24 protein-coding genes are annotated in these 26,697 nt (G+C 65.9%); 22 read left to right on the top strand and 2 right to left on the bottom strand.

Annotated elements, in window-relative coordinates; translation table 11 throughout:
- Positions 1 to 76 precede the first annotated feature (76 nt).
- The 6 genes from IEJ03_RS10830 to IEJ03_RS10805 all read left to right on the top strand — a co-directional run bounded on the left by IEJ03_RS10830 (position 77) and on the right by IEJ03_RS10805 (position 7,163).
- Positions 77 to 1,516, top strand: a complete 1,440-nt coding sequence (locus IEJ03_RS10830; protein ID WP_192034872.1) for a polyphosphate:AMP phosphotransferase — start codon at positions 77 to 79, stop codon at positions 1,514 to 1,516.
- A 190-nt stretch (positions 1,517 to 1,706) separates the two neighbouring features.
- A complete protein-coding gene (gene glyA / locus IEJ03_RS10825; RefSeq protein ID WP_192034871.1) occupies positions 1,707 to 2,972 on the top strand; it encodes a serine hydroxymethyltransferase in 1,266 nt (421 codons plus the stop codon).
- Positions 2,973 to 3,237: 265 nt separating this feature from the next.
- The gene (locus IEJ03_RS10820) at positions 3,238 to 4,026 is read left to right on the top strand and encodes a FadR/GntR family transcriptional regulator (RefSeq protein ID WP_192034870.1); all 789 of its coding nucleotides are present in this window, start codon (positions 3,238 to 3,240) and stop codon (positions 4,024 to 4,026) included.
- 80 nt (positions 4,027 to 4,106) lie between these two features.
- Complete coding sequence (locus tag IEJ03_RS10815; RefSeq protein ID WP_192034869.1) at positions 4,107 to 5,156, top strand: TRAP transporter substrate-binding protein; 1,050 nt, start codon at positions 4,107 to 4,109, stop codon at positions 5,154 to 5,156.
- A gap of 100 nt (positions 5,157 to 5,256) precedes the next feature.
- Positions 5,257 to 5,862 (top strand): TRAP transporter small permease subunit, encoded by a 606-nt coding sequence (locus IEJ03_RS10810; RefSeq protein WP_192034868.1) that lies wholly within the window; start codon positions 5,257 to 5,259, stop codon positions 5,860 to 5,862.
- Positions 5,862 to 7,163: a TRAP transporter large permease subunit gene (locus IEJ03_RS10805; RefSeq protein WP_192034867.1), complete on the top strand. Its 1,302-nt coding sequence runs from the start codon at positions 5,862 to 5,864 to the stop codon at positions 7,161 to 7,163. The genes IEJ03_RS10810 and IEJ03_RS10805 overlap by 1 nt, the downstream gene beginning before the upstream one ends.
- Positions 7,164 to 7,471: 308 nt before the next feature.
- Here the strand turns inward: IEJ03_RS10805 and IEJ03_RS10800 are convergent, their stop codons facing one another.
- Entirely contained in the window at positions 7,472 to 7,999 is a 528-nt protein-coding gene (locus IEJ03_RS10800) for a gluconokinase (protein ID WP_192034866.1), read from the bottom strand.
- A 385-nt stretch (positions 8,000 to 8,384) separates the two neighbouring features.
- On the opposite strand from IEJ03_RS10800, the gene IEJ03_RS10795 reads away from it, so the two are divergent.
- The 6 genes from IEJ03_RS10795 to IEJ03_RS10770 all read left to right on the top strand — a co-directional run bounded on the left by IEJ03_RS10795 (position 8,385) and on the right by IEJ03_RS10770 (position 13,926).
- Positions 8,385 to 9,257, top strand: a complete 873-nt coding sequence (locus IEJ03_RS10795) for an HAD-IIB family hydrolase (RefSeq protein ID WP_192034865.1) — start codon at positions 8,385 to 8,387, stop codon at positions 9,255 to 9,257.
- Entirely contained in the window at positions 9,254 to 10,474 is a 1,221-nt protein-coding gene (locus IEJ03_RS10790; RefSeq protein WP_192034864.1) for a glycosyl transferase, read from the top strand. The genes IEJ03_RS10795 and IEJ03_RS10790 overlap by 4 nt, the downstream gene beginning before the upstream one ends.
- A 54-nt stretch (positions 10,475 to 10,528) precedes the next feature.
- On the top strand, positions 10,529 to 11,971 hold the full coding sequence (locus tag IEJ03_RS10785) for an MBL fold metallo-hydrolase (RefSeq protein ID WP_192034863.1): 1,443 nt from the start codon (positions 10,529 to 10,531) through the stop codon (positions 11,969 to 11,971).
- 160 nt (positions 11,972 to 12,131) lie between these two features.
- Positions 12,132 to 12,998: an MBL fold metallo-hydrolase gene (locus IEJ03_RS10780; RefSeq protein ID WP_192034862.1), complete on the top strand. Its 867-nt coding sequence runs from the start codon at positions 12,132 to 12,134 to the stop codon at positions 12,996 to 12,998.
- Positions 12,999 to 13,051: 53 nt separating this feature from the next.
- Positions 13,052 to 13,510 (top strand): YeeE/YedE family protein, encoded by a 459-nt coding sequence (locus tag IEJ03_RS10775; RefSeq protein WP_192034861.1) that lies wholly within the window; start codon positions 13,052 to 13,054, stop codon positions 13,508 to 13,510.
- Complete coding sequence (locus IEJ03_RS10770) at positions 13,507 to 13,926, top strand: DUF6691 family protein (protein ID WP_192034860.1); 420 nt, start codon at positions 13,507 to 13,509, stop codon at positions 13,924 to 13,926. Before IEJ03_RS10775 ends, IEJ03_RS10770 begins: the two co-directional genes overlap by 4 nt.
- A 66-nt stretch (positions 13,927 to 13,992) precedes the next feature.
- On the opposite strand, the gene IEJ03_RS10765 is transcribed toward IEJ03_RS10770, so the two are convergent.
- Positions 13,993 to 15,792 (bottom strand): sugar phosphorylase, encoded by a 1,800-nt coding sequence (locus IEJ03_RS10765; RefSeq protein WP_192034859.1) that lies wholly within the window; start codon positions 15,790 to 15,792, stop codon positions 13,993 to 13,995.
- 162 nt (positions 15,793 to 15,954) lie between these two features.
- Between IEJ03_RS10765 and nrdR the strand changes: the two genes are divergently transcribed.
- From nrdR to thiB, 10 genes are all read left to right on the top strand, one after another.
- Positions 15,955 to 16,434, top strand: a complete 480-nt coding sequence (gene nrdR / locus IEJ03_RS10760) for a transcriptional regulator NrdR (RefSeq protein ID WP_192034858.1) — start codon at positions 15,955 to 15,957, stop codon at positions 16,432 to 16,434.
- 29 nt (positions 16,435 to 16,463) lie between these two features.
- Positions 16,464 to 17,597: a bifunctional diaminohydroxyphosphoribosylaminopyrimidine deaminase/5-amino-6-(5-phosphoribosylamino)uracil reductase RibD gene (gene ribD, locus IEJ03_RS10755; protein WP_192034857.1), complete on the top strand. Its 1,134-nt coding sequence runs from the start codon at positions 16,464 to 16,466 to the stop codon at positions 17,595 to 17,597.
- Between the two features lie 212 nt (positions 17,598 to 17,809).
- Positions 17,810 to 19,015, top strand: a complete 1,206-nt coding sequence (ribBA, locus tag IEJ03_RS10750; protein ID WP_192034856.1) for a bifunctional 3,4-dihydroxy-2-butanone-4-phosphate synthase/GTP cyclohydrolase II — start codon at positions 17,810 to 17,812, stop codon at positions 19,013 to 19,015.
- Positions 19,016 to 19,125: 110 nt separating this feature from the next.
- On the top strand, positions 19,126 to 19,608 hold the full coding sequence (gene ribE / locus IEJ03_RS10745) for a 6,7-dimethyl-8-ribityllumazine synthase (protein WP_192034855.1): 483 nt from the start codon (positions 19,126 to 19,128) through the stop codon (positions 19,606 to 19,608).
- Positions 19,605 to 20,114, top strand: coding sequence for a transcription antitermination factor NusB (gene nusB, locus IEJ03_RS10740; protein ID WP_192034854.1), 510 nt, complete (start codon positions 19,605 to 19,607; stop codon positions 20,112 to 20,114). The genes ribE and nusB overlap by 4 nt, the downstream gene beginning before the upstream one ends.
- Positions 20,115 to 20,181: 67 nt before the next feature.
- Complete coding sequence (gene thiL / locus IEJ03_RS10735) at positions 20,182 to 21,111, top strand: thiamine-phosphate kinase (protein WP_242458114.1); 930 nt, start codon at positions 20,182 to 20,184, stop codon at positions 21,109 to 21,111.
- On the top strand, positions 21,108 to 21,581 hold the full coding sequence (locus IEJ03_RS10730; RefSeq protein WP_192034852.1) for a phosphatidylglycerophosphatase A: 474 nt from the start codon (positions 21,108 to 21,110) through the stop codon (positions 21,579 to 21,581). Before thiL ends, IEJ03_RS10730 begins: the two co-directional genes overlap by 4 nt.
- A 106-nt stretch (positions 21,582 to 21,687) precedes the next feature.
- Positions 21,688 to 22,953, top strand: coding sequence for a DUF945 family protein (locus IEJ03_RS10725; protein WP_192034851.1), 1,266 nt, complete (start codon positions 21,688 to 21,690; stop codon positions 22,951 to 22,953).
- A gap of 184 nt (positions 22,954 to 23,137) precedes the next feature.
- On the top strand, positions 23,138 to 25,570 hold the full coding sequence (gene lon / locus IEJ03_RS10720; protein WP_192034850.1) for an endopeptidase La: 2,433 nt from the start codon (positions 23,138 to 23,140) through the stop codon (positions 25,568 to 25,570).
- Between the two features lie 101 nt (positions 25,571 to 25,671).
- On the top strand, positions 25,672 to 26,697 hold the full coding sequence (gene thiB / locus IEJ03_RS10715; protein WP_192034849.1) for a thiamine ABC transporter substrate binding subunit: 1,026 nt from the start codon (positions 25,672 to 25,674) through the stop codon (positions 26,695 to 26,697).

The raw sequence follows: 26,697 nt of genomic DNA, 5'->3' as shown, positions 1-26,697 counted from the left end.
GCGTGCCCCGACAGGGGATGCCCCGGCAAGGAAAGAAAGGATAAAGGATGAAGACGCCACCTTTCAGGGAGCATGGATGAAGAAAGACACCCTGCGCTATCGTCTGCTGGCGGCGCAACTCGAGATGGCCAGGCGGGAGGATCGCGCCCTGGTGCTACTGCTGGGTGGTCAGACGGCGAGTTACATGCAGCCCCTGTTGAACCTGCTCAATCAGTGGCTCGAGAACCGTCGTACCGAGGTGCATGCCCTGGAGCACAGCAGCGAGGAGGCCAGGCGGCCGGCGCTGTGGCGCTACTGGCGTCGTATTCCGGCCCGCGGTACCACCGGCATCTTCGTCCACGGCTGGTATGGCGATGCGCTCTTCGCCCGGGCCGAGCGGCGCATCGGCGCGGGTGCCTTCGAGGATCACCTCGAACGAATCCGCGACTTCGAGGCCGAGCTCGCCGCCGAGAACGTGGTACTGGTCAAGATCTGGCTGGACATCGATCGCGAGGCTCAAGGTGAGCGTCTGGCGGCCATGCTCGAGGACCCGGCCCGCGCCTGGCAGCTCGATCCCAGCGACTGGCAGCGTCACCTCCAGCATCCGCTGATCGAGAGCCTCGGCGCCTCGCTTCGCGAGACCACCCAGGCCGATTGGGCGCCCTGGTTCTGTCTCACGGGAAAGGAGCCGGATGAGCTGATGCATCAGGTAGCCGAGCGACTGCTCGAGGCCATGTCCCGGCCATCGGTGGACCCCGAGGCGCCCTGGGCGAGCAGTCAGCCGCTGCCGGCGGTCGGGGAGGCGCCTTCGGTACGCGCGCCTGGCCCCGAGCAGGCCCCAACCGCGTCCCCGGACAAGGCGGACTATCATCGGCGGCTGGTCGAGCAGCAGGCGCGGCTGTCGCGCAACAGCCGCGAGGCGGCAAGGCGCGGTATACCGGTGGTGCTGGTCTTCGAGGGTCATGATGCCGCCGGTAAGGGCGGCAGCATTCACCGGGTCACCTCGGCGCTGGAGGCGCGCCGCTATCGGGTACACAGCATCGCCGCCCCCAGCGACGAGGAGCGTGCTCACCCGTGGGCGTGGCGTTTCTGGCGGCGGCTGCCGGCGGATGGGCGCTTCGCGCTCTTCGACCGTTCCTGGTACGGGCGGGTGCTGGTCGAGCGGGTCGAAGGCTTCGCCACTCCGGCTCAATGGCGGCGCGCCTATGGCGAGATTCGCCACTTCGAACAGCGCCTGCTCGAGCACGGCACCGTGCTCGGCAAGTTCTTCCTGTCGATCAGCAAGGACGAGCAGCTCAGGCGCTTCGAGGCCCGAGCCAGGACGCCGCACAAGCAGCACAAGCTGACCGAGGAGGACTGGCGCAACCGCGCCCGCTGGGAGGACTATCAGGGGGCGATCGATGACATGTTCACCCAGACCCATCGGCCCCACGCGCCCTGGTCGCTGATCGCCTGCGACGACAAGCGCCAGGCGCGCCTCGAGGTGATCGAGCAGATCAATGCGCTGCTGGAACGACGCCTCGACGGCGAACTGTGATCGTCGCCAGGTCAGCGCCGGTCGGGGTGCAGGTCAGAGTCATCGCGAAAACAGGCGTCTGGTTTTAGCGTGACTAAAGCCAAGGTGAGAAATTATCGAGCCCGTGATGATCGGCTTTCATGTGAAAGGCGCCCGTGGCTGCGGTATTATGGCGCCATTGTTTTCCCCCCTAGCTCGAGGACCACCGACGATGTTCAGCCGTGACATGCAGATTGCCGGATTCGATGATGCCCTGCTCGAGGCGATGCAGAAGGAGACTGCTCGCCAGGAAGCGCATATCGAACTGATCGCCTCCGAGAACTACGCCAGCCCGCGGGTGATGGAAGCCCAGGGCTCGCAGCTGACCAACAAGTACGCGGAAGGCTACCCCGGCAAGCGCTACTACGGTGGCTGCGAGTATGTCGATATCGTCGAGCAGCTGGCCATCGACTATGCCAAGGAGCTGTTCGGCGCGAGCTATGCCAATGTGCAGCCGCACTCCGGTTCCCAGGCCAATGGTGCGGTCTTCCAGGCGCTGGTCAAGCCGGGCGATACCATTCTCGGCATGAGCCTCGACGCCGGCGGTCACCTGACCCACGGCGCCAAGCCGAACTTCTCCGGCAAGCACTACGACGCCATCCAGTACGGCCTCGACGACAAAGGCCTGATCGATTACGAGGAGGTCGCGCGCCTGGCTCGCGAGCATATGCCGAAGATGATCATCGCCGGCTTCTCCGCCTACTCCCAGATCATCGACTGGGCCAAGTTCCGCGAGATCGCCGACGAAGTGGGTGCCTACCTGCTGGTCGACATGGCTCACGTGGCCGGCCTGGTCGCCGCGGGTGTCTACCCGACGCCGCTGCCCCACGCCCATGTGGTCACCACCACCACTCACAAGACCCTGCGCGGTCCGCGCGGCGGCCTGATCCTGTCTGCCGAAGGCAACGCCGACATCGAGAAGAAGCTGCAGTCCGCGGTCTTCCCGGGTGGCCAGGGCGGCCCGCTGGAGCATGTCATCGCCGCCAAGGCGATCTGCTTCAAGGAGGCCATGGAGCCGGGCTTCAAGGCCTACCAGCAGCAGGTGGTCAAGAACGCCCAGGTCATGGCGAAGGTCTTCATCGAGCGCGGTTTCGACATCGTCTCCGGCGGCACCGAGGATCACCTCTTCCTGCTGTCGCTGATCAAGCAGGGCCTGACCGGCAAGGACGCGGACGCGGCCCTGGGCCGCGCCCACATCACCGTCAACAAGAACGCCGTGCCGGGTGACCCGCAGAGCCCGTTCGTCACCTCCGGCCTGCGCATCGGCACCCCGGCGGTGACCACCCGCGGCTTCGGCGAGACCGAGTGCCACGATCTGGCCACCTGGATCTGCGACATCCTCGAGGCCATGGCCAACGGCGATTCCAGCGCCGTCGAGGCCGAGGTCCAGGCCAAGGTCGAGGCGGTCTGCGCCCGCTTCCCGGTCTACCGCGACTGAGCCTTTGCTCGACAGCCTAACCTACAGGCGGTACATGAAGCGCCCCGGCCACTGGCCGGGGCGTTTTTTTGTGCCTGCGCCCTGGTCGGGAGCTCTGGTCGGGAGCTCTGGTCGGGAGCTCTGGGCGCGCGTGCGGTCGGCGTGTGCGGGCGTGAAAAGCGGCCGATGCCGAGTCGCGACCATGGTCTAAAGGCGTTATGTCCGTTTTTGATCGATCCTATGTCGGACATAGTGATTCGACAAACATACATGCGGGCAGGTTCCCATGGGCCAAGCACCTTCCACCTCAAGCGGGCGCGCCTCACGTCCGGACATCGCCGAACAGCTGGCCGAGGCCATCTTCGCGGGCGTCTATGCGCCGGGTGACTTCGTTCCCAAGGAGCTCGATCTCTGCGCGACCTTCGGCGTGAGTCGCAGCACCGTGCGCAGCGCTCTTCAGTCGCTGGTGGCCGCGGGGATGATCAAGCGCATCTCAGGACAGGGTAGCCGCGTTCAGGAATTGGCGCAGTGGCACCTGCTCGACCCTCGGGTCAGCGACTGGATGGCCCGGTTCGCCCAGCCGAACCCGCGTATCCGCCGGGAAATCTTCGCCTTCCGGGTGGCGGTGGAGCCTTTCGTGGCCCGTCTGGCGGCCGAGCATGCCACTGCCGCCGACCTTCATGAGATCGAGACTGCGTATCTGGGCATGATCCGGGCACTCGAGTCGCCCGATCATTGCTATCAGGGCATCTGTCATGACGATCACGATGTGGCCTTCCACGAGGCCATCTTCTCGGCCACCCACAACCTGCTGTGGTCGCAGATCAGCCATGTGCTCAAGCCGGCGATCGCGTTGTTGGTCGAAACCTCGAATCACAGCGCCGACGAGCTCGAGGACAGCATGGAGCGCCATCGCCTGCTGATGGAGGCCATTCGCCTGCGTCGTCCGGACGAGGCCGAGCAGGCCGCGCTACGCGTGCTCGAGCGCACCGGACTGGATCTGGGCATCGAGAGCATCTTCACCACGCCGCTTTCTCACTTGCGCCTGCCGGGTGCATTGCCGCCCGCGTCATGACGACGCGCGCGGCCGACCGCGGTGCCTTCGTGTACCGATAACAACAACCTCACTCTCAACCGATGACGAGGAATCGCACCATGAAAAATGTCACGCCTCTCAAGTCCGTCGCCCTCAAGCCGTTCGCGCTCAAGGCCCTGACGGTGGCCGTGCTCGGTTCGCTGGCCTTCGGCGCCCAGGCGGCGGAGTACGAATGGACCTTCCAGACCTCGGAGACCTCCGGGGAGCCCCAGTTCGAGCTCAAGAAGGCCTGGGCCGAGAACGTCAATGTCATGTCCGGCGGTCGCATCGAGATCGAGATCCTGCCGGTCAACGCGGTGGTCGGGGCGACCGAGACCCTGCAGGCGGTGAGCGCCAACATCCTGCAGGGGCATCTGACCGATCCGAGCTACTTTTCCGGTCAGGATCCGGCCTTCGGCATGATGGGCAATCTGGTCGGTGCCTGGGGGGACCCGGTGGAGTTCCTGGACTACATGAACTACGCCGGCGGTGAAGAAATCTACAACGAGCTGGCCGAGCCCTATGGCGTGCACCTGATCGGCGCGGCCGCCACCGGTCTCGAGGCGTTGCCCTCCACGCGCCCGATCCGCACCGTCGAGGACCTCAAGGGCCTCAAGCTGCGTGCTCCCCAGGGGATGGTCTACAACATCTTCGAGAAGGCCGGTGCCACTCCGGTCAACCTGCCGGGCTCCGAGGTCTACACCGCCCTCGAGAAGGGCGTGATCGACGCCGCCGACTACACGGTCTTTGCCACCAACTACGACCAGGGGCTCTACGAGTTCGCGCCCTATCCGAACTACCCGGGCTTCCACTCGCTGCCGATGGTTGCGGTCTCGCTCAACAAGGGCATCTGGGATGGCCTGCCGGCCGACCTGAAGGCCATCCTAGAGACGTCTGTCGACAGCATGTCCTACGAGATGGTGTCCATGCTCAAGACGCGGGACCTCGAAGCGGTGAAGCAGGTCAACCAGAATCCGGATATCGAGATCATCGATATGTCCGCCGAGGAGCGCGCCAAGTTCCGCAATATCGCCAAGGAAGAGTGGGCGGTCTGGGCCGAGAAGAACGCCATCACCCAGAAGTTCTACGACTCCGTGGTCACCTACCTGCAGGATCACAACCTGATGTGATTCGCCCCGGCCGGGGCCCCTACCCCGGCCTCGCCTCGACCTGCCGTCACCGTGTGCCCGGTGGCGGCTGTCGCCCCTTTTTCATGTGAGAGGAACCATCATGTCTCGACCAACCCGTCGCCATGAGGCGCCCGACGACGCGCTCGTCGCCGCTACCGCGGGGGAGCCCGAGCCGAGTGATCCGGCGCGTAGCCTCTTCGACCGGAGCGTGGCCTGGGTGTCCCGGGGTGCGGCCTGGCTGGTGTTCATCGCCATGGGCATCAGTGTCTTCGAGGTCATCATGCGCTATGGCTTCGACTCGCCGACCTCCTGGGTGCACGAGACCGTGGTCATGCTGGTGGCCGTGAGCTTTGCCCTCGGCGGTCCTGCGGCGCTGGCCGGCAATCAGCACATCCGCGTGCGGGTGCTCTACGACAGCGCCGGGCCGCGCCTCAGGCTGTGGCTGGACCGTTTCAATGACCTGGTGACCCTGGGCTTCTGCCTGGCGATGAGCTATGCCGCCTTCGTGATGTTCTGGGATGCCTCTCATAATCCACTCGGCGACTGGTCACTGGAGCGCTCGGGTACGTCCTGGAATCCGCCGTTTCCGGCCCTGGTCAAGGGCATCATCATGGCCTCGCTGATGGTGATGAGCGTCCAGGCGCTGATTCATAGCGTCCAGTCGCTGCGCGCCAAGCCGACCACACACACCGAGGGGAGCCGGTAATGGATATCGCCGACGGAACACTCTTGCTGGTCGGAGCCATCTTCGCGCTGCTGGTGACCGGCCTGCCGCTGGCCTTCATCACCGGCCTGGTGGCGTTGGTCTTCACCTTCGGCTGGTTCGGGGGCAATGCCTTGCCGCTGGTCACCAGTCGGGTATTTGGCTTCGTCACCGAATATTCGCTGGTGGCGGTGCCGATGTTCGTGCTGATGGCCTCGTTGCTGGATCGATCCGGCATTGCCAAGGATCTGTTCAACGCCATGCGGGTCTTCGCCGGCCGGCTGCCCGGCGGGGTCGCCGTGCAGACCATCGTGGTGGCCTTCTTCCTGGCCGCGCTGTCCGGCATCATCGGCGGCGAGATCGTGCTGCTGGGCATCCTGGCCTTGCCGCAGATGCTGCGTCTGGGCTATGACAAGCATCTGTCGATCGGTGTGGTCTGCGCCGGCGGGGCGCTGGGCACCATGATGCCGCCTTCGATCGTGCTGATCATCTATGGCCTGATCGCCAGCGTGTCGATCGCCGACCTGTTCACCGCGGCCATCACGCCGGCGGTGATCCTGATGGGCTCCTATATCGCCTATGTGCTGGTGCGCTGCCTGCGCAATCCGAGTATGGGCCCACCGATGACCGATGCCGATCGTGAAGACGGCTTTTCCTCCCGCTGGCAGGCGCTCAGGGCCATCATGGTGCCGGGGCTGATCGCCTTCATGGTGCTGGGCACCATCTACGGCGGCGTGGCCTCGGTGACCGAAGCCGCGGCGATGGGGGTGTTCGGGGTGCTGCTGGCGATCGTGCTGCGCGGCGAGTTCTCCTTCAAGACGCTGCACGCAAGCCTCGGTCAGACCATGACCACCTGCGGCATGATCATCTGGATCGGGATCGGCGCCGCGGCACTGGTCGGGGTCTACAACCTGATGGGCGGCAACCGCTTCATCTCGCAGATGATCCTCGGCATGGAGGTGGAGCCGATCGTGATTCTGCTGGTGATGATGGCGATCCTGCTGGTACTGGGCATGTTCCTCGACTGGATCGGGGTCGCGATGCTGGCCCTGCCGATCTTCGTGCCGATCGTCGTGCAACTGGGCTACAGCCCGATCTGGTTCGGTATCCTGTTCGCGGTCAACATGCAGGTCTCCTTCCTGTCACCGCCGTTCGGGCCGGCCGCCTTCTACCTGAAGGGGGTGGCGCCGGCCGGTATCAGCCTCAAGGACATCTTCGTGTCGCTGCTGCCGTTCATTGCCATTCAGCTCTGCGTGCTGTTCGCCTTGCTGTTCTTCCCCGACCTGGCCATGTGGCTGGTCTGATGCATGACAGGATGGGCTCTGCCTGAGCGGATGCCCCGGCCACCTGGTGGTCGGGGCGTTTGTCGTTCAGGCGCACCGAGTCGAGGCGGGTCTCGTATGTAATGGAAGGAATGGCACACCCCTTGAGGGAGCCAGGTAGGGTAACGAAGTGCTCAGTAGCTCTCTGGGAATTATTCGACTCATTGACGGCATATGAGGCGGCCATGGCGCTGAGATGGAAAGGAAACTGAAAGGCGTGATGATAAGTGATAAGGGGTTGTGGGGGAGGGAGGGTATGCGCCATATGTTGGCGCATTCTCAGGAATTCCCTACTGATGTTTGTCGGCTTTAATGCCGATTTTCTTCAGGAATTTATCCACGATGATATCGGGTGACTGACGAATATTCAGTCGGATGGCTTCCGTATCTTCCGGTACTTCAAGATCAGCCAACTGGCTGTCCAGCATGTGCTCGCCGGCGAAGAAGTGGCCAGTGCGTCCGCCCAGACGCTCAAGCAAGACCTCTCGGGAACCGTCGAGATAGAGGATCTTCAGTTCGGGCGCACCCTGTCGCAGGACATCGCGATAGCGGTGCTTGAGCGCCGAGCAGCCGATCACCACATCCTTGCCTTGTTGCTGGTAGTCGCGGTACAGGTCGGCAAGCGTCAGCAGCCAGTCCTGCCGGTCGCTGTCGGTCAGCGGCTCGCCCTTGGCCATCTTGGCGATGCTGGCCTCACTGTGATGATCATCCGCATCGATGAATTCGGCATGTATTGCCTCGGCAAGACGGCAGCCGATATGAGATTTTCCCGACCCGGAGACGCCCATGACAAGCAGAGTAAGTGACGAGTTTTTCATTCGCTATTTCTCGACAGTGAAGGCGGTTGACGATACCGAATGATAGCGAAAATAAGCGGGCAGTGGCCAGCGGTAATATGGCGCATCCCTGCTCTTTGTGATGGGCTTATTGACGGTCTTGTTGATGCCGTGATGATCGGATTTTTATCATCGCAGACGCCTTCCTTTTCTGGTACTTGGCGACGCATCGGTGGGCGATGAAACATGATGGTGCAAGGCGTCGTCACGCCCTGGCATGAGTGCCTCATCTTGGTGCCTGAAGCGGGCGCCTGTATCGCCGTCGCCCGCTGCGCGACCAGAGACCATGCCGGATGCGGTCGTCTGGCACGCCGCGTGCTAGGGTCTTGTATATCGGCAAGATCATGCCCTTCAGCAGGTATCGTCCATGTCCTCCGTCCCGTCCTCACCGCCCCGCCTGGTCTTTACCGATCTCGATGGCACCCTGCTCGATCATGACAGCTACGAGTGGCAGCCGGCCGCGCCCTGGCTCGAGCGTCTGCGCCATGTCGGCGTGACGGTGATCCCGGTCACCAGCAAGACCCGCGCCGAGCTGATGCCGCTGCGTCAGGAACTGGGGCTTCGAGATACCCCCTTCATAGCCGAGAATGGTGCGGTCATTGGTCTGCCACAGGCCTGGCAGCATGCGCGTCTGGATCGCGATCCGACCCATGTCGATGGCCTGGCGATCAAGACGCCAGGCATCGATATCGGCTTCCTGCGCACGCGCCTGGGGGTGCTGCGTGATCGGCTGGGCGTGCGGTTTCGTGGCATGGGTGAGATGCCCATCGATGACATCATTGCCCTGACCGGCCTTTCGGAGCATCGGGCGCGGCTGGCGCGGGTGCGGGAGGGCTGCGAACCCCTGATCTGGGACGACAGCGAGGCGGCGCTGGCGGATTTTCGTCAGGCCCTGGAGGCGGACGGCCTGTGCCTGATGAGGGGCGGTCGCTTCTGGCATGCCATGGGGCGGCTCGACAAGGGGGACGGGGTGCGCTGGCTAGTGGAGCGCTATCGGGCACTGCGCGGCCGTCTGCCCGAGACGCTGGGGCTTGGCGATGGCCCCAATGATGTGCCGCTGCTCGAGGCCGTGGATCGCGCCGTGCTGATCCCGGGCCATCATGGCCACACCATCAGCCTGACCAACCCTCATCAATACCTGGCGCTTCGAGCCGGTCCCTCGGGCTGGGCGGAGGGGATCGACCATTGGTGGGGAGACGAGCTCCCCACCCTGAGCAACGATGAGGAGAGCCGCGGATGAGCGACTTCTACCAGAACGGCATCATCACCAACTTCCATAACCTGATGCGGCGCCCGGTGGAGGCCCTGGAGGCCGACCTGGTGCGTTTCTCCCGGCGTCGCCCGATGGGGCTGATCCTGCCTTCGCTCTATTCCGAGCTCGAAGGCCCGGCGCTCTCCCATATCGTCGATGAACTGGCCAAGGTGCCCTATCTTTCCGAGATCGTGATCGGGCTGGACCGGGCCGACCGGGAGCAGTTCCTGCATGCTCGAGAGTTCTTCGCCAAGCTGCCCCAGCACCATCGTATCCTGTGGAACGATGGCCCCAGGCTCAAGGCACTGGATGCGGAGCTGGCCGAGGAGGGCATCTCGCCCCAGGAGCTCGGCAAGGGGCGCAACGTCTGGTTCTGCGGCGGCTATGTCCAGGCCTCGCGCCGCACCGAGGCGATCGCCCTGCACGACTGTGACATCGTCACCTATGATCGCGGCCTCCTGGCGCGCTTGATCTATCCGGTGGCGCACCCGCAGTTCAACTACGAGTTCTGCAAGGGCTACTACTCCCGCATCGCCGAGGGCAAGCTCAATGGCCGGGTCTCGCGGCTGATGGTCACACCCTTGATCCGGGCGCTCAAGAAGATCTATGGCCCCTTGCCCTATCTCGACTACCTCGACAGCTACCGCTATCCGCTGTCCGGGGAGTTCTCGATGCGCACCGACGTGCTCGACGGCATCCGCATCCCCAGCGACTGGGGGCTGGAGATCGGCGTGCTCTCCGAGGTACATCGCAACTACTCCACCAAGCAGCTCTGCCAGGTGGACATCGCCGATGTCTACGACCATAAGCATCAGACGGTCTCTGCCGAGGATGCCTCGACAGGGCTCAACCGCATGAGCCTGGATATCGCCAAGGCGCTGTATCGCAAGCTGGCGACCCTGGGTATCGAGATCCACGCCGAGACCTTCCGTACCATCAAGGCGACCTACTACCGCATCGCACTGGACCTGATCGAGGCCTACGACAACGATGCCACCATGAATGGCCTGAAGCTCGACCGGCACAGCGAGGAGCAGGCGGTGGAACTGTTCGCCGCCAACATCATGGAGGCCGGCGCGGCCTTCCTCGACAACCCCCGTGACAAGCCCTTCATCCCCAGCTGGAACCGGGTACAGGCGGCGATTCCCGACCTGCTCGAGCGCATGCACGCGGCGGTGGAGCTCGACAATCAGGGCAAGGTTTAGCGGCAACCTCCGACTATGCTGAAGGCATGATCCCAGCAGTCGGAGGCAGGCCTGATGTCGACACTGACGTTTCTGGGTGCGGTCGGTGAGGTGACCGGCTCGCGCTATCTGATCGAAGTAGATGGACATGAGGAAGGCAGTGGCGACGGGCCAGGCGAGGGCTCGGCTGCCTGTCGTCTGCTGCTCGAGTGCGGCATACATCAGGGAGGTGAGGATGCTGAACGCGTCAATGCCGAGCCCTTCGGCCACCTGGCCGAGACCCTCGATGAAGTCGTGATCTCACACGGCCACCTGGATCACTGCGGGCTCCTGCCCAAGCTGGTGCGCGAGGGCTACCGGGGCCCCATTCACTGTACACCGGGCACCAAGGCGCTGCTCGAGATCACCCTGGCCGACTCCGCCTTCATCATGGCCAAGGATGTCGAGTGGGAGAACCGCTGGCGGCATCGGGCCGGCAAGCCGCTCCTCGAGCCGCTCTATGACATCGACGACGTCGAGCGCACCCTCAAGCTGTGCCAGACCCATCACTTCGGCCAGCCGGCAACGCTCGCCGGCGGCGTCGAGCTGGTCTATCACGATGCCGGCCATATCCTCGGTTCGGCCATCGTCGAGCTGGCGATTCCCTCGGGAGGACGCACCCGGCGCCTGGTGTTTTCCGGGGATCTCGGCAATCCCGACTCGGCGCTGATGAAGGATCCGGAGACCCAGCGTGATGCCGACCTGGTGTTGATGGAAAGCACCTATGGCGACCGCGATCACCGGCCGCTCAAGGAGACCATCGAGGAGTTTGCCCAGGTCCTCGAGGCGGCCTTCGAGGATGGCGGCAACGTGCTGATTCCCGCCTTCGCCATCGGCCGAACCCAGGAGATTCTCTATCACCTGAGCATGCTCTATCACCAGGGCCGGCTACGCCAGCAGCGCATCTTCCTCGATAGCCCGATGGCGATCCGAGTCACCGAACTCTACGAACGCCGTCGTTCGACTCTCGATCCCGAGGACCTGCACGCGCTCAACGTGGCGGCGCACGGCGATCCCGAGCAGTATCTGCCCGGGCTGCGTCTGACCCGCAACGTCGAGGAATCCATGGCCATCAACCGCATCCGGGGCGGGGCGATCATCATCGCCGGTGCCGGGATGTGCAACGGCGGCCGCATCCTTCATCACTTTCGCTACAACATCGAGCATGCCAGTACGCGGGTCGTCATCGTCGGCTTCCAGGCCGCGGGCACCAATGGCAGGCGGTTGGTCGATGGCGCCGACCACCTCAGGGTGCTGGGCAAGGACCTGAAGGTGAGGGCGCACATCCATACCATCGGTGGCTTCTCGGCGCATGCCGGGCAGACTCAGCTGATCGCCTGGGCCGGCGCCTTTCGCGATCACCCGCGGTTCTACCTGGTACACGGCGAGCCCACGGCCCAGAAGGCCTTGCAGCAGGCCCTGGCCACCACCGGCATCGATGCCGAGATTCCCGTCTACCAGCAGTGCATCGAACTCTAGCGTGCCGGTTCCGCCGTGTTCCGATGCTCGGCAGCCTAGGCCAGAGTCGACTCGCGGCCTGTTTTTCTATAGATAATAATCATCTAACTTTAGAATGTTTTTTCGTTATGCTGGTGCAGGCCATGCATGCCAGCCATCTCCGGTGTTGGAGGTCTTTGCCATGACAGACCCGATCGTCACCGCCTTCTTTGACGAGCCCACCCACACCTTCAGCTACGTGGTCCAGGACCCGGCCAGCCGCGCCTGCGCGATTCTCGATTCGGTGCTGGATTTCGATTACGCCGCCGGGCGCACCGACGTGAAGAGCGCCGACGCCATCGTCGCCTTCATTCGCGAGCGCGACCTGGAGGTGGCGTGGATCCTCGAGACCCATGTCCACGCCGACCATCTCTCGGCCGCCCCCTATCTGCAGGAGGTCCTGGGCGGGAAGACCGGCATCGGCGCCCGGATCACCGAGGTGCAGGAGGTCTTCGGCAAGGCCTTCAATGCCGGCAGTGACTTCGCAAGGGACGGCAGCCAGTTCGACCGCCTCTTCGAGGAAGGCGATACCTTCGCCATCGGTGAGCTTGAGGGGCGTGTGCTGCATACCCCGGGACACACGCCGGCCTGCCTGACCTATGTGATCGGGGATGCCGCCTTCGTCGGCGACACCCTCTTCATGCCCGATTACGGTTCTGCCCGCTGCGATTTCCCCGGCGGCAACGCCCGCACGCTCTATCGCTCGATTCAGAAGGTGCTGGCCTTGCCCGGGGAGACGCGGTTATTCCTGTGTCACGATTATCCGGGCCCCGACCGCGATACCCGTCAGCACCAGATCTCGGTGACCGAGCAGCGCCTGCACAATATTCACGCCCACGAGGGCGTGAGCGAGGAGGACTTCGTCAAGCTGCGTACCGAGCGTGATGCGACCCTTGGCATGCCGCGACTGATCCTGCCCTCGGTGCAGGTCAATATGCGCGCCGGCGCGATGCCGGCGGCCGAGGCCAACGGCCAGGTCTATCTCAAGGTGCCGATCGACCTGTTCTGACTCACGAGGGCAGTAACCGCCCTCCCACCACCTGAATCACGAAGGAGACAACCTTGGATTGGAGTTCGAGCCTCTATGGCCTGGCCGGCGGCGTATTGATCGGCCTGTCGGCGGTGTGGCTGATGGCGACGCTCGGTCGCATCGCCGGCATCAGCGGGATCCTCTCGGCGCTGGTGCTGGAGCGACCCAAGGGCGACACCGCTTGGCGCCTGACCTTCCTGCTGGGGTTGATCAGCGGGCCGATGCTCTTGATGGCGCTCGGCGGGCTGGGCAACGTCGCCGGGGAGCCGGGAGTGGTGATCGGCGCCCCCGCCGGCGGCGTGGGGCTGATGCTGATTGCCGGCTTGCTGGTGGGGGTCGGTACCGGCATCGGCAGCGGCTGCACCAGCGGTCATGGCGTCTGCGGCCTGTCGCGGCTCTCGCCGCGCTCGATGGCGGCGACCCTGACCTTTCTGGTCACCGGCATCGTGACCGTCTATGTGGTGCGGCATCTGCTGGGAGGTGGGGCATGAAGACAGCGATGTTGAAACCCGTCGCGGGTTATCTCGCCGGCCTGCTGTTTGGCCTGGGGTTGGCGCTGGGCGGCATGACCGACCCGGGTCGCGTGATCGGGTTCCTCGATCTGGCCGGCGCCTGGGACCCGACACTGATGTTCGTGCTCGGCGGCGCCGTGGTCACCACCTTTATCGGTTACCGGTGGGTGCTGCGCCGCACCGCGCCGCTGTTTGCCGGCGCCTTCCAGCTGCCGACCCGCCGCGACCTGGACGCGAAGCTGCTCGGCGGCGCGGCCCTGTTCGGCATCGGCTGGGGGCTGTCCGGCTACTGTCCGGGCCCGGCGGTCGCCTCGCTCTCGGGCGTGAGCCTGCCGCTCGTGGCGATGCTCGCCGCGATGGTGGCGGGTTGGTGGCTGGCCCGGCGCCTGGGGTGATGAGCGCCAGGCTGGCTCGCTTCGGTCCGGCTCAGTTTGGTCTTGGTACGTTCCGTCCGTTCTGGATCATGCCGGCTCCGCCTGGTCGAGGCCCGGCTGCACCAGCCATAGGCTGCGGTAGGGCCGCAGCACATCGCGCTCTTGCGGCGACCAGGGGGCATAGTCGGCGAGCACGTCGAGCCAGGGGTCCTGGGCGAGCTCCGCCAGGTCGAGGGGCTGGCGCTGGTCGCTGATGTTGTAGATCGCCAGCAGCCGGCGGCCATCCGGCAGGGGGCCCCGCTCGATGGCGAACAGGCCCGGCGCGGTGTCGAGCACCCGTTGGGGTGCCTCGGGATGAAAGCAAGGCTCGGCGGCGCGAAGCCTGAGGCGCTGCTTGAGCGAGCCGAAGGCCTCGCGGGTCGGAGTGCTGCGGCTGTCGATCAGCTCATTGAGTTCGGAAAGCTGCCAGCGGCGGCGGTTGATGGCACGCAACTGCCCCCGGCGTTCGACCCCCTCATGGTCGTTGAGGGTCGCGGTCAGGGAATGCAGGTAGATACCGGGAATGCCCTGCAGGGCCAGCAGCAGGTTCTGGCTCAGCAGGAAGCGCTCGACCTGCCAGGCATCGGCGCCGCGCCGGGTGCCCTTCATGGCGTCGAAGTAGGCGATGTTGATCTCGTAGGGAGTATCCTTGCCGTCCGGGTCGGTCTTCATGCTGACGAAGCCCCCGAAGCGGTGCATGAGATCCAGCAGGGTCTCGACCTCATGCGGCGGCAGCAGTCCTTCCAGGGCACGCACGCCGATGCCGTCGTGACTGGCCGTGAAGTTGAAATAGCTGCAGCCCGACGGCAGGGCCGGCAGGCTGTTCGCCCATTGCGCCAGCGCCGAGGCATCGCCACTGGTCAGGGTGTGAACCAATAGCGGGGGCAGGGTGAACTGATAGATCAGGTGCGCCTCGTCTGGTGGCGTGCCTTCCCTGGTGGCGCGCTCGAGTCCCAGGTAGCTCAGGTTCTCGCGATGCGGCACGTTGGTCTCGGTGATCAGCCGGGTGCCCGGTGCCACGTAATCGACCACTGCACGCAGCAGGCGCACGATGGCATGCGTCTGGGGCAGATGGATGCAGGAGGTGCCGACCTCCTTCCACAGGTAGGCGATGGCATCCAGGCGAATGGTGCGGGCGCCCTGCTGGAGGTAGAAGAGCAGGATGCCGACGAACTCGATCAGTACGTCCGGGTTGTCGAAGTTGAGATCGATCTGGTCGTCGGAGAAGGTCGCCCACAGGTGGCGCGTCCCGCGGCGGGTGCTGACCGGCACCAGCAGCGGCGAGTTGCGCGGCCGCGTGACCTGGGACAGGTCGGTGGCCGGGTCCATCTCGATGAAGTAGTCGCGCCCGGGCTGGCTGTCGGCCAGGTAATCGACGAACCACAGCGAGTCTCGCGACACATGGTTGATCACCAGGTCGACCATCAGGTCCCGGTTCTCGGCCAGTGCACGAACCTGTGGCCAGTCACCGAGCTCCGGGTTGACCTCCTTGTAGTGCACCACCGAGAAGCCGTCATCGCTGCTCCACGGAAAGAAGGGCAGCACATGCACGCCGCTGAAGGTGTCCTCCAGGCGTTCATCGAGGAAGCGCTTGAGCACGTCGAGGGGTGCCCGATCGCCGTCGAGCAGGCTGTCGCCATAGCTGATCAGCCATTGATCCCGCTCGCTCCACAATGGACGGGGGCTAGCGTCGATGGCACCACGCTGGTGCGAGATCAGCGTGACCAGGCGGCGCAGGATCGCATCGCTACGCGGGCCATAGACCTCCTCCAGCCGCGCGCGGGCGGCCTCGACGAACCCGGTTTCGTCCAGCTGACGGGGGGGCGTAGGGGGCAGGGATGAGCTCATGGACGACTCCTTGAAGGCCGGAACACGCGCCTGGCGGGCAATAGGGGAATCCTTGGCCTCATGCAGGGGACGTGCCAAAGGTGACGGCTGACTGGGCGCCATGCGGCCAAATCGTTACAATAGTTCAAGAGTTGTTGTGTCGAACAGGCCGGAATCCAGCCGATGCATTGTCCTTTCTGCGGTACCCATGACACCAAGGTCACCGACTCGCGCCTGGTCGTCGAGGGCGATCAGGTGCGTCGCCGTCGTCAGTGTGCCGCCTGCGGTGAACGCTTCACGACCTACGAGACCGCCGAGCTTGTGATGCCGCGAGTCGTCAAGGCGGACGGATCGCGGGAGACGTTCGACGAGGCCAAGCTACGCGCCGGCATGCTCCGGGCGCTGGAGAAACGTCCGGTGAGCGCCGAGTCGATCGAGGCCGCCGTCGAGCGCATCCGCCAGCGCCTGCGCGCGCGGGGCGAGCGGGAGGTCAAGGCCATCGAGGTCGGTCAGGAGGTGATGGATGCCCTGAAGCGTCTCGATCAGGTCGCCTATATCCGCTTCGCCTCGGTCTATCGGCGCTTCCAGGACATCGACGAGTTCCGGGCCGAGATCGACCGCCTGGCCCAGGAGCCGAGCTTCTCTCCCCAGGACGATCACTGAGTCTGTCCTTCCACCTGCATAGGATGCCCATGGCCACTGCGACTCCGGAAGCCTTCATGGCCCGTGCCCTGACCCTGGCCCGCCGCGGCCTCTATACCACCGACCCCAACCCCCGGGTCGGCTGCGTGCTGGTCAAGCGCCGCCAGATCGTCGGCGAGGGCTATCACGAGCGTGCCGGCGAGCCCCATGCCGAGATCCATGCCCTGCGGGATGCCGGCGACGAGGCCCGCGGTGCCACCGCCTATGTGACCCTGGAACCCTGTGCGCATCACGGCCGCACCGGCCCCTGCGCCCAGGCGCTGATCGAGGCCGGCGTAAAGAAGGTGGTGGCCGCGATGCAGGACCCCCACGCGGCGGTGGCGGGGCAGGGCTTCGCCATGCTGCGCGAGGCCGGCATCGAGGTGGAATGCGGGCTGCTCGAGGAAGAGGCCCGGGCGCTGAACCCGGGGTTTATCTCCCGCATGACCCGGGGTCGCCCCTTCGTGCGCATGAAGATGGCGATGAGCCTCGACGGGCGCACGGCGATGCGCTCCGGGGAGTCTCAATGGATCACCGGCCCCCGGGCGCGCACCGAGGTGCAGCGCCTGCGTGCCCGCTCCAGTGCGGTGATCAGCGGCGTGGATTCGATCATCTTCGACAACTCGCGGCTCACCGTGCGGGCCTCCCAGCTCGACCTCGAGGACGGTGAGGCGATCGCCCGCCGCCAGCCGCTGAGGGTGATCGTCGACTCCCGGCTGCGCCTGCCGCTGGCCGCGGCCTGCCTGAGCGAGCCCGGCCGCACCCTGGTCGCGACCTGCACTCGGGATGCCGAGCGTCAGGCACGGCTCGAGGCCGCCGGGGCCGAGGTGCTACAGCTGCCGTCGGGGACCGATGGCCGGGTCGATCTGGCCGCGCTGCTCGAGCACCTGGCCCGGGAAGAGCAGGCCAACGAGGTGCTGCTGGAGACCGGGGCGACGCTCGCCGGCGGCATGCTCGATGCCCAGCTGGTCGACGAGATGCAGCTTTACGTGGCACCGACCCTGCTCGGCGGCGAGGCTCGCCCCCTGGTGGCCCTGCCCGGGCTCGAGCGCATGGCGCAGCAGCGGCCGCTGGATGTTCTCGATATCCGCGCCGTGGGCCGCGACTGGCGGATCATTGCGCGCCCCCAGCGCCAGTCGCCCTGAGCGTGAGCATGAGACCGTGACGGTGAGGGCGATTCGGCGGCGGTCGAATGCTGGCGCCGCGCGGCTTGCCAAGGTACCCTGAGCGCCGATTTCGCTGTCGGCGGCATTCCGCCGGCAGCCCGTCGGCGCCAGCTGCATCCGCTGTTTCCAGCGGCGCCCCGGTTTGCGGCGCCTTCCGTTGACGCCAGCACGCACAGTAATTCGGAGACCTCATGGCGCTTTCCAAGGACCTGTCTCAGGACCCTTCTTCCCAGGCCGGAGCTTCCCAGGCCGCCAGCGACGCAAGTGCACCGGCCCCTGGCGCCGGCGACCTGGCGCGTATCGAGGACCTGGTCGAGGACATCCGACAGGGCAAGATGGTCATCCTCATGGACGATGAGGATCGCGAGAACGAAGGCGATATCATCATGGCCGCCGAGAAGGTCGAGGCCGAGCATATCAACTTCATGGCTCGCCATGCCCGCGGCCTGATCTGCCTGCCGATGACCCGCGAGCGCTGCGAGCGACTCAAGTTGCCGCTGATGGTGCACGACAACGGCTCCGGCTTCGGCACCAAGTTCACCCTGTCCATCGAGGCCGCCGAAGGCGTCTCCACCGGCATCTCCGCCGCCGATCGCGCCCGCACCGTGCGTGCCGCCTCGGCTCGCGATGCCAAGGCGAGCGATATCGTCCAGCCGGGCCATATCTTCCCGCTGATGGCCGAACCGGGCGGCGTGTTGCGTCGCGCCGGTCACACCGAGGCGGCCTGCGATCTCGCGGCGATGGCCGGGTTCGATCCCAGTGGCGTGATCTGCGAGGTAATGAACGACGACGGCAGCATGGCGCGTCGCCCGGAGCTCGAGCGCTTCGCCGCCGAGCATGGCCTGAAGATGGGCACCATCGCCGATCTGATCCACTACCGCATTCATACCGAGCAGACCGTGGATCATCTCGAGGCCTCGCCGGTGGAGACCGCATACGGCGAGCTGACCCTGCATGTCTTCCGCGACAGCATCCAGGGCGCCCACCACCTGGCACTGGTCAAGGGCACGCCCCGCGCCGAGGAGCCGACCACGGTGCGTGTGCACCTGGCCGATACCCTGCGCGACATCCTGACCCTGACCCGCCCGGGCAGCCAGAGCTGGACCGCCCAGAAGGCGTTGGCCGAGATCGCCGACGCCGATAGCGGCGTCTTCGTCCTGCTCGACGATGCGCGCCAGGACACCGACCTCAAGGATCAGCTCGATGTGCTGCTCGAACGCAAGCGCGCACCGCGCTCCAGCGATTCCGATGGCGCCGGGAATTACCTGACCATCGGCACCGGCTCGCAGATCCTGCGCCACCTGGGCGTGGGTAAGATGCGGCTGCTGAGCTCGCCCTGGAAGTTCTCGGCCCTCTCCGGCTTCGATCTGGAAGTGGTCGAGCGCTTGAGCCCCTGATCCCCGATTTCGTACCGCCCGGGCCAGTGCTCATCACGAGCGCCCGGGCGTTGATCGCAACACCCAGACGCCCCGCGGGGCGCCGTGAAGATTCAAGCAGGATGACAAGCATGCAACCGATCTCCCAAGTCGAAGGTAGCTTCACCGACGTCGATGGCCGCTACGTGATCGTGGTGGGCCGCTTCAACCACCATGTGGTCGACAGTCTGGTCGAAGGTGCCGTGGACAGCCTGGTGCGCCATGGCGTGGACGCCGAACATATCGATATCGTCCATGTGCCGGGGGCCTGGGAGCTGCCGCTGGCGGTCAAGCGTGCCCTTCAGGTGGCGAGCCCGGATGCGGTGATCGCCCTCGGTGCGGTGATCCGCGGCGGCACACCGCACTTCGAGCATGTCGCCGGCAGCTGCAACAATGCGCTCGGCACCCTGCAGCTGCAGTTCGATACCCCGATCGCCAACGGCGTGCTGACGGTCAACTCCATCGAGCAGGCCATCGAACGGGCCGGCACCAAGGCCGGCAACAAGGGCGCCGAGGCCGCCATGGCCGCCATGGAGATGGTCTCCCTGCTCAAGCAGTTCGGAGGTGAGGCATGAGCCGTTCCTCGGACAGCGCGCGTCGGGCGCCGTCGAAGAGCCAGCTGGCTCGCCATGCCGCCCGTGAGCTGGCGGTGCAGGCCATCTACACCTGGCAGATGACCGGCAAGCCGGTCAGCACCATCGAGGCCGAGTTCCGCAGCCAGATCGCCGATGACGACCTGGAGGATCACGAGAACTGGCACAAGGTCATGGAGATCGCCGACCTGGCGCTGTTCCATGAGCTGGTGCACAACGTGGTGCGCTTCCAGAGCGACCTGGATGCGTCGCTGGCACCGCTGCTCGATCGCCGTCTCGAGGATCTCGACAGCATCGAGCTGGCCATCCTGCGCCTGGGCACCTATGAGCTGTCTCGCCGCCTCGAGGTCCCGTATCGCGCGGTGATCAACGAGGGCGTGGAGCTCGCCAAGTCCTTCGGCGCCACCGACGGTCACAAGTACATCAACGGCCTGCTGGACAAGCTCGCGGCGCGTCTGCGTTATGCCGAGGTCAGCGCCCGCCGCTGAGATGTCTCTCGCGATGCACAAGCCGACGCCACGCCCGAGCACGGGCGCCTCGCCGAGCGAGTTCGAGATGATCGCCCGCCACTTCACCCGCCCCGCCCGGGGCGCCGGAGTGGCGCTGGGCGTGGGAGACGACTGTACCCTGTTGACCCCCACGCCGGGGCATCAGCTGGCGGTCAGCGTTGATACCTCGGTGGCCGACGTCCACTTCCCCCGCGAGGCGCCCGCCGCGGCCATCGGTCACCGGGCGCTGGCGGTCAGCCTCAGCGACCTGGCGGCGATGGGCGCCACCCCCCGCTGGTGTCTGATGGCCCTGACCCTCGATCAAGCCGACGAGGCCTGGCTTGCGCCCTTCGCAGAGGGCTTTGATACCCTCTGTGCCCGGGCCAGGGTCGACCTGGTGGGCGGCGACGTGACCCGCGGCGGCCTGGCGGTGAGCGTTACCGTGCACGGCGAGGTACCGCCCGGCGAGGCCCTGACCCGCCACGGCGCCCGCGACGGCGACCTGCTGGCCGTCACCGGCAGCCTGGGCGGTGGCGCCGGCGGCCTGGCGGCCTGGCAGGCTGGCGAGCGTTCGCTTGCCGACCCTCTGCTGGCCGCCTACCTCCTACCCGAGCCGCGCCTCTCCGCCGGTCAGGCGCTGCGCGGGCTCGCCAGCGCGGCGATCGATGTCTCCGACGGTCTGCTCGCCGACCTTGGGCATCTGTGTGATGCCTCGGGCCTCGGTGTGGAGCTGGATCTCGCCTCGCTGCCGCTGGCCGAGGGCCTGGTCCCGCGGCTGGGCGAGGAGGGCGCCCGTCAGGCGGCGCTCACCGGGGGCGATGACTACGAACTGCTGGTCGGGCTGCCGGCGGCGGCACTCGACTCGGCCCGCGAGGCGCTGGATGCCCTCGGCCTGCCGCTGACGGTCATCGGGCGCTTCTGTGCCACCCCGGGTATCCGCGGGGCGGAAGCGGCCGGCCCCGGCGGCTGGCAACACTTTTCAGGAGCAACGTCATGAATCGTGCACCGGGCAGCGTCTGGCGACGCCCCAGCCATTTCCTGGCTTTCGGCCTGGGGAGCGGCGTGGTCCCCTTCGCCCCCGGCACCTTCGGGACCCTGGCCGCCATTCCTTTTTATTGGCTGATGACCGATCTGCCGCTGGCTTGGTACCTGGGCGTGGTGGTGGTGGCCTATTTCCTGGGGATCTGGCTGTGTGACCGCACCTCTCGGGACCTCGGGGTCCATGACCACTCGGGCATCGTCTGGGACGAGTTCGTCGGCTACTGGATCACCATGGCGGCGGTGCCATTCTCCTGGGAGGCGGCGCTATGGGGCTTCGCCATTTTCCGCGTCTTCGATATCTACAAGCCCTGGCCGATTCGCTGGGCCGACCGACGGGTGGCCGGCGGCTTCGGCATCATGATCGATGATGTCCTGGCCGGCATCTATGCCTGGAGTACCATCCACCTCTGGCTGTGGTTGCACTAGACTCAGCTCAGCCCGCGTTGACGGTGACCAGGGCGGGTCACCGTTGAGGCCGCCGACATGTCCAACCGTCATCGCCAGGCGATGACGCTGCCTGTGAGGGAGCACGATGCGCAAGGGACTCATGGCCGCCATGGCGGTCGCACTGCTGGGGGGCGGCTATCTCGCCGCCCAGGCCTACTCAAGCGAACGATTCGAGGCCGAGCTGACGGATGGCCTCGAGGCCATCGAGGCCCGCGGCGAGGTCATGGTCGAGCGTCGGACAAGCGAGCGGGGCTGGTTCACCTCCCAGGGCGAGCTCGTCATCAGCCCTCGGCTCGATGACGGCTGGACCCTTCACCTGCCCTATACCGCACGCCACGGCCTCGCCAGCACCCGGCTCTCCGGGGAGCTCGAGCTGCTGCTCGACGAGCAGGGGCAGCGGCTCTTCGCCGAGCGCCTCGAGGCGGCGCCCCCGCGCTGGAGTGCCGAGTTTGAAACCCTGAGCGGGGCGGTCGCCGGCCGGCTCGATCTCGCCGCCTTCGAGGCGGAGCACGCGGGCGCCAGGCTTTCCATGCGAGGCGGTCACCTGACCCTCGACGGCGAGCCCGGGGACCTGCGCCTGGCAGGCGAGCTCGCCCCCTGGGAAGTCCTCCACGGCAAGGAGCGTCTCCGGGTGGGGCGCCTGAGCATCACGGCCCGCTATCGCCAGGACGAGGCGGGTCGGCAGCGTGATCAGCAGGGGCGTCTCGCCCTGGATCGCCTGATGCTGGCGCGCAAGGCCAGCCCCGCCATCGAGCTCGAGGCCTTGAGCTACCAGGGCGATCTGACGCTTGGCGCCGAGGAGCTGCAGCTGGGCGGCACCCTCGCCCTCGGCGAGGCCCGCCTCGGCGGCGAGCCGCTGCTCTCGGGGGAGCTCGACTTCTCCCTGGCCCGCATCGATGCCGAGGCCGTGCGCGCGCTCGAGGCCGCCCTGGATGCCGAGGCGGCGCGCGGCCATTCCGTCGACGCCGCTCTCGACGCCCGCAACGACGCCGAGCTCGCCGCGCTTCTCGAACGCCTCCAGCCCAAGCTACTGGCGCTGCTCGCCGACTCGCCCCGGCTGACGCTTCACCGCCTGGCTCTGACCAGCGAGATGTTCGCCATGGATACCCGCCTCAGCGGCGAGCTGACCTTCGAAGGTGCAGGGGCCGAATCGCTGTCGATTGCCCGTCTCGATCGGCCCAACCAGCAACGGCACTGGCTTAATCGCCTCGATGGTCGCTTCGATTGGCAGGGCGTGCCGCCGCTGGTGCTGATGCAGTTGGGCTTGCCGATGACCACCGAGCGGCTGGCTATCGTCGTCGAAAAGGGCCGACCCAGCATCAACGGTCGGCCGCTGTTGCCGCTGCTCTGATGGGCCCTGGCCTGGCGCGAGGGCTGAGCCACAGGCTGAACTAGGAGTGAGCCAGGGCTGAGCTAAGAGTGAGCCCAGGCCCCTCGCTCCGGACTTCATCCATGGGGCGTGACTTGAAGTTCGCCGCCGCCGCCCGCATTCCAAGGCCTAGGGTCTGAAGACCAACTGGATCACAGGATGGATCATGAGCGAGCGCGACGACGATCTCGAGCAAGTCTTTTACGAACGCGATGACCGCGCCTCCGACGAGGAGGCGCCGGATGAAACTGCGCACATCGAGAGTGGCGCGGTGGTGCCGACGCGGGACTATCTCCCCGAGCGCATCTACCTGCTGCCGATTCATAACCGTCCCTTCTTCCCGGCTCAGGTGCAGCCGCTGGTGATTCACCGCCCGCGCTGGGAAGAGACCATCAAGCGGGTCGGCAACACGCCGCATCACACGGTCGGCCTGGCCTATGTGGGCGATACCGAGATCGATGAGCTGGATTATGGCCACTTCCCGGTCACCGGCACCGCCGTGCGCATGCACAAGGTGCAGGGCGAGGACGATCAGATTCAGTTCATCGCCCAGGGCATGCGGCGCTTTCGCATCCAGCGCTGGCTGTCGAAGACGCCGCCCTACCTGGTCGAGGTCAGCTACCCCAAGGAGCCGGTCGACGCCGACGAGGACGAGACCCGCGCCTACGCCATGGCGATGATCAACGGCATCAAGGAACTGCTGCCGATCAACCCGCTCTACGGCGAGGAGCTCAAGCACTACCTCAACCGCTTCAGTCCCCATGAGCCGGGTCCGCTGACCGACTTCGCCGCCGCCATGACCTCCGCCAAGGGGCCGGAGCTTCAGGCCATTCTCGAGACCTGGCCGGTGATGGAGCGCATGCAGAAGGTGCTGCCGCTCTTGCGCAAGGAGATCGAGGTCGCCCAGCTGCAGAGCGAGATCAGCGATCAGGTCAACGCCCAGATGCAGGATCGCCAGCGGGAGTTCTTCCTGCGCGAGCAGTTGAAGGTCATCCAGCGTGAACTGGGCATCTCCAAGGACGATCGCGAGAATGATGTCGATACCTTCAGGAAACGCCTGACCGAGCTCGAGGTGCCCGAGCGGGTGATGAGCCGTATCGATGACGAGCTCGACAAGCTCTCGGTGCTCGAGACCGGCTCGCCGGAGTACGGGACCACCCGCAACTATCTCGACTGGCTGACCTCGCTGCCCTGGGGTATCACCAGTCAGGATCAGCTCGACCTCAAGCACGCGCGCACCGTGCTGGATCGCGACCACGACGGGCTCGCCGACGTGAAGGAGCGCATCATCGAGTTCCTCGCCGAGGGTACCTTCAAGGGTGACGTGGGCGGCTCGATCCTGTTGCTGGTGGGCCCGCCCGGGGTCGGCAAGACCTCGGTGGGGCGCTCTATCGCCGAGGCCCTGGGGCGCGAGTTCTACCGCTTCTCGGTGGGTGGCATGCGCGATGAGGCCGAGATCAAGGGCCACCGGCGTACCTATGTCGGCGCCATGCCGGGCAAGCTGGTCCAGGCCCTCAAGGAAGTGGAAGTCGAGAACCCGGTGATCATGCTCGACGAGATCGACAAGCTCGGTCAGTCCTTCCAGGGCGACCCGGCCTCGGCGCTGCTCGAGGTACTCGACCCGGAGCAGAACGTCGATTTCCTCGACCACTACCTGGACGTACGGCTGGACCTGTCGAAGGTGCTCTTCGTGTGCACCGCCAACACCCTCGACTCGATTCCCGGGCCGCTGCTCGATCGCATGGAGCAGATTCGCCTGTCCGGCTACATCGCCGAGGAAAAGGTGGTCATCGCCAAGCACCACCTGTGGCCCAAACTTCTGAAGCGCGACAAGATCCCCAAGAAGCGCATCAACCTGACCGATGCGGCGCTGCGCCAGGTGATCGAGGGCTATGCCCGGGAAGCGGGGGTGCGCCAGCTCGAGAAACAGTTGCACCGCATCGTGCGCAAGGCGGCGGTCAAGCTGCTCGAGCACGACCAGCAGACGGTCAAGGTCTCGGTCAACAACCTCGAGGAGTTCCTTGGAGCACCGCCCTTCCGCAAGGAGCAGGTGCTGAGGGGCGAGGGCGTGGTCACCGGGCTCGCCTGGACGTCCATGGGCGGGGCGACCCTGCCGGTGGAGGCCGGCAAGGTGCATGCCCTGGATCGCGGCTTCAAGCTCACCGGCCAGCTCGGCGACGTGATGAAGGAGTCCGCCAACATCGCCTACAGCTATGTGCAGGGCCATCTGGGCGAATTCGGCGCCGATGCCGACTTCTTCAACGACGCCTTCATCCATCTGCACGTGCCGGAGGGCGCGACCCCCAAGGATGGTCCCTCGGCGGGGGTGACCATGACCACGGCGCTGCTCTCGCTGGCCCGTCACCAGGCCATCGATCGCCCGCTGGCCATGACCGGCGAGCTGACCCTGACCGGCCAGGTGTTGCCGGTGGGCGGCATCCGCGAGAAGATCATCGCCGCCCGGCGCAGCGACCTCTTCGAGGTGATCCTGCCCGAGGCCAATCGTCGTGACTACGACGAGCTGCCGGACTACCTGCGCGAGGGCATGACGGTGCACTTCGCCAAGCAGTACAAGGACGTGGCCAAGGTGGTCTTCTAGAGATCGGCTTCCTTGTCGGTGTCTGAGTCAGGCGCCGGTCACGCTTTCAGCACGGCAGGGCCCCGATCTCGGGGCCCTGCGCATGAGGGGACAACACAATCATGAACGCCAAGGCGACACGCGCGGCCCTGGGGGTCACGGCAGGCCTTATGGCAGGGCTGGCCGCTGCCTCCGCAGTGGCCGACGAGCCGCGCACCCTGACGGTCTACACCTACGATTCCTTCGTCGCCGAATGGGGCCCGGGCCCCGGCATCAAGGAAGCCTTCGAGGCGCGCTGCGGCGACTGCCGGCTCGAGTTCGTGGCGCTCTCGGGTGGGGTCGACCTGCTGCAGCGGCTGCGCCTGGAAGGCGAGGGCAGTGCCGCCGATCTGGTGCTCGGCCTCGACATGAACCTGATGGCCGAGGCCCGCGATCTGGATCTGTTGGCGCCGCACCAGGCGGATCTGTCGCGCCTCGAGTTGCCCATCGCCTGGGACGATCCCGTCTTCCTGCCCTATGACTGGGGGCGCTTCGCCTTCGTCTATGACAGCGAGGCCCTGCCCGAACCGCCAAAGAGCTTCGCTGAGCTGCTCGAGGCACCGGAGGATCTCAAGGTGATCATCCAGGATCCGCGCACCAGCGTCACCGGGCTCGGGCTCCTGCTGTGGATGAAGCGGGTCTACGGCGACGAGGCCCCTGCCGCCTGGGAGAAGCTCAACGATCACGTGCTGACCGTCACCGGCGGCTGGAGCCAGGCCTACTTCTCGCTGTTCATGAACGGCGAGGCGCCGATGGTGCTCTCCTACAGCACCTCACCCGCCTACCACATGGCCGTCGAGGGCACCGACCGCTATCAGGCCGCCGAGTTCGCCGAGGGCCACTACCTGCAGGTGGAGACCGCGGCGATGCTGAAGGGAAGCGAGCACCCTGCGCTCGCGAGGGAGTTTCTCGATTTCGTGCTGACCCCGGATTTCCAGCGCCACATTCCGCTGGGCAACGTCATGTACCCGGCCATCGATCTCGGCGAGGAGCGCCCCGCGGTCTTCGACCGGCTGATCGAGCCGGAGAGCTTCACCTTCACCCCCGACGAGGTGCAGGAGCATCGCCGCGAGTGGATTCGCGAATGGCTCAACGCCAGCACCCGATGA

Origin of the sequence: Halomonas sp. YLGW01 (assembly GCF_014840935.1) — a bacterium.
Taxonomy (GTDB): Bacteria; Pseudomonadota; Gammaproteobacteria; order Pseudomonadales; family Halomonadaceae; genus Onishia.
This window is presented reverse-complemented; position numbering and strand designations above follow the sequence as displayed.